The sequence below is a fragment of the Pseudomonas sp. SDO5532_S415 genome (genome assembly GCF_054071155.1).
In genome coordinates this window covers 1-3077 of record NZ_JBSVWS010000314.1, presented here as the reverse complement: position 1 = coordinate 3077, position 3077 = coordinate 1, and the positions used below count along the sequence as shown (strand labels likewise).

Annotated in this window: 2 protein-coding genes; one reads left to right on the top strand and one right to left on the bottom strand. The window is 60.7% G+C overall.

Translation table 11 applies throughout. The features are described from left to right. Positions 1-73 precede the first annotated feature (73 nt). Positions 74-1288 carry a phosphoserine phosphatase SerB gene (gene serB, locus ACW9HW_RS29635; protein ID WP_075947326.1) on the bottom strand — a complete coding sequence of 405 codons (1215 nt, stop codon included), beginning with the start codon at positions 1286-1288 and terminating at the stop codon, positions 74-76. Between the two features lie 135 nt (positions 1289-1423). Between serB and ACW9HW_RS29630 the strand changes: the two genes are divergently transcribed. After that, positions 1424-2944 carry an AhpA/YtjB family protein gene (locus ACW9HW_RS29630; RefSeq protein ID WP_095192150.1) on the top strand — a complete coding sequence of 507 codons (1521 nt, stop codon included), beginning with the start codon at positions 1424-1426 and terminating at the stop codon, positions 2942-2944. Positions 2945-3077: the final 133 nt, after the last annotated feature.

The following is a 3077-nucleotide window of genomic DNA, read 5'->3' as shown; positions in this document are numbered from 1 at the left end:
TCTATCTGATAAACCGCGGCGATGCCATCGCGAGCAGGCTCGCTCCCACAGGGATCAGCTGTTACCTGTCGTGTTAGAGCTGTCCGTCGCGATCGCGGAAGCCCAGCAGATACAGCACGCCATCGAGCCCCAACGTTGAAATCGCCTGCTTCGCCGACTGCTTGACCAGTGGCTTGGCGCGGAACGCCACGCCCAGGCCGGCAATCGCCAGCATCGGCAGGTCGTTGGCGCCGTCGCCGACCGCAATGGTCTGCTCCAGACGCAAGCCTTCCTTGTGCGCCAGTTCTTTGAGCAGATCAGCCTTGCGCTGCGCATCGACAATCGGCTCGACCGCCACGCCGGTCACCTTGCCGTCGACTACTTCCAGTTCGTTGGCAAACACATAATCGATACCCAGCCTGGCCTGCAATTGCTTGGCGAAGTAGGTGAAGCCGCCCGACAGAATGGCCGTCTTGTAGCCCAGGCGCTTGAGTTCGGCGAACAGGGTTTCAGCACCTTCGGTGAGGCGTAGCGAGGCACCGATCGAATCCAGCACGCCGACATCCAGGCCTTTGAGCAATGCCAGGCGCTCTTTGAAGCTGGCACGGAAATCCAGTTCACCCGCCATTGCCCGCTCGGTAATTTCCGACACTTTGTCGCCCACGCCGGCCGCCTTGGCCAGTTCGTCGATGACTTCGGCTTCGATCAAGGTCGAGTCCATGTCGAACACCGCCAGACGGCGGTTGCGGCGGAACAGCGAATCTTCCTGGAAGGCGATATCGACGTTCAGCTCCTGGGCCACGCTGAGGAACTCGGCCCGCAACGCTTGCGGATCGGCCGCTTCGCCGCGCACGGAAAACTCGATGCAACCCTTGCCCTTGTCGGCCGGGGTATCCAGCGGCATGCGCCCGGACAGGCGATCGATGTGGTCGATGTTCAGGCCGTACTTGGCGGTGATCGAACTGACGGCCTGCAATTGCCCGGCGGTCACTTTACGGGTCAACAGCGTCACGATGTGGCGTTTTTTGCCCTGGTTACCGACCCACTGCTGGTAATCCTCTTCGGACACCGGCGTGAAACGCACCTGTTGATCAAGTTCATAGCCCTTGAACAGGATGTCCTTGAGGACCGACTTGCCTTGTTCGGTGTCAGGAATTTCAACCAGGATGCCGAACGACAGGGTGTCGTGGATCACCGCCTGACCGATGTCGAGAATGTTCACACCACCCTGGGCCAGAACGCCGGTAATGGCCGCAGTCAGACCCGGACGGTCGACTCCCGTGATGTTTATCAGGACGATTTCGCGCAAGGCGCACCCCCGCAGGTGGAAAAAAACCGCATTCTACCCACATTCAGTGACCATCGGGCACCGTGAGCGCTTTGCCGGTCTAGGGCCTGTCGCTATACTGCGCGTCAACTTCACGGACAAAAGAGCCGAGCTCAAGTGAACCGGCCCACGCCAGTAAAAACCGACAACTTCTTTCTGCTGATCTTCCGTGCACTGCGCCACCGCCGTGTACCGATTGCATTGCGTATCGCCAGCCATAACGTGATCCTGGTCGCCCTGGCCCTGGTGATCTACGCCTGCGTGATGGGTTTGCAGTTCAAGCAGGCCATGCACGAGCAGGCGGATGCGCTGGGTGAAAGCCTGACCACGCAGACAGCCACTTCGGCCACCGAGCTGTTGGTGTCCAACGACATCCTCAGCCTCAACGTGCTGCTCAACAACCTGACCAAGAACAAGCTGGTGGCCCACGCCGCCATCTATAGCATGGATAACCGCATCCTTGCCGAGGCCGGCCAGCGTCCCAAGCACGGCCTGCTGGGCGAGGCTGAAGGCATTTATCAGAGCAAGATCACCTTCCAGGATGTGACCGCCGGACAATTGCGCATCAGCCTGGACATGGATCAGTTCCAACAGCCAATGACCATCAGCCTGCAAAGCATGGGCATTTTGAGCGCCATCCTGCTGGCTTTGTCCCTGGCCTTGAGCCTGCGCCTGGGCCGACACCTCTCCACCCCACTCCTGCAATTGCGGGTATGGCTGCGCAACATTGACGAGCACACCCCGGCCACCGAACGCCAGGACGAAATCGGCGACCTGGCGCGCCAGCTGCACGCCAACTTCGCGCCGGAACCGGCTGAACCCGAGCCCATGCCGGAACCCGAGTTCGACGACAACGATTATGACGATGCCGAACCCGGCTTCGAAGTGCGTAACCTGCGTGATCCGAGCTTTGATGAAAGCCGTCCTATGACCGCGCTGAAGGCTGCGCCACGGCGTACCGCCAACACCGTCGAGGACGATGACGAAGATGCATTCGCCGACCTGCTCGATGATTCGCCGGACAGTGCCTTGAAACCACTGGCCAAACCCGTGATTTCCAACGTACCGCAGCACAGCGCGGTGCTGGCTGTTCAGCTGGGCTCCCAGGAGCAACTGCGTCGCCTGCCTCGTACGCGCCTGGAAGAACTGCTCAAACGCTACCGCGACTGCCTTGACCAGGCTGCCTCGCTCTACCAGAGCGAACTGCATACCCTGAACGATGGCAGCACACTGATGCTGTTCCACACCGAAGACAGCGGCGACGACTACCTGACCAACGCCATTTGCTGCGGTGAGCTGTTGCGCGCGCTGGGCCATCAGTTGCAGATCGAAGTCGCCGACAGCGGCATCACCCTGCAATTGCAGCTGGGCCTGACCCTGGGCGACGAGCTGTTCGGCCTGAGCCAGATCGACCTGCTGCTGACCGACCCCGCCCAGGACGCCCTGGCCCTATCGCAACATAGCCGCAATCTGCTGCTGGTGGAGCGCAAGATCAGCGACGATGCCCTGATCCGCCAACGTGCACGCATCCGGCCGATTGCCAGCCCGGAAGGCGCTTGCTGTGTGGAGCGCTTGATGGAGCCTTATCCGTCGATGCTGGAGCGGCAGCTGGCGCGGATGCATGAGCGTCGGGCGTGATAGCCTCGAAATGAAAAAGCCCGCACACGAGTGATCGTCTGCGGGCTTTTTATTGCCTGTAACGTCGCCTTCGCGAGCAGGCTCGCTCCCACATTTGATCCAGGCTGCCCACAAAGGGTGTGATCACTGAAAA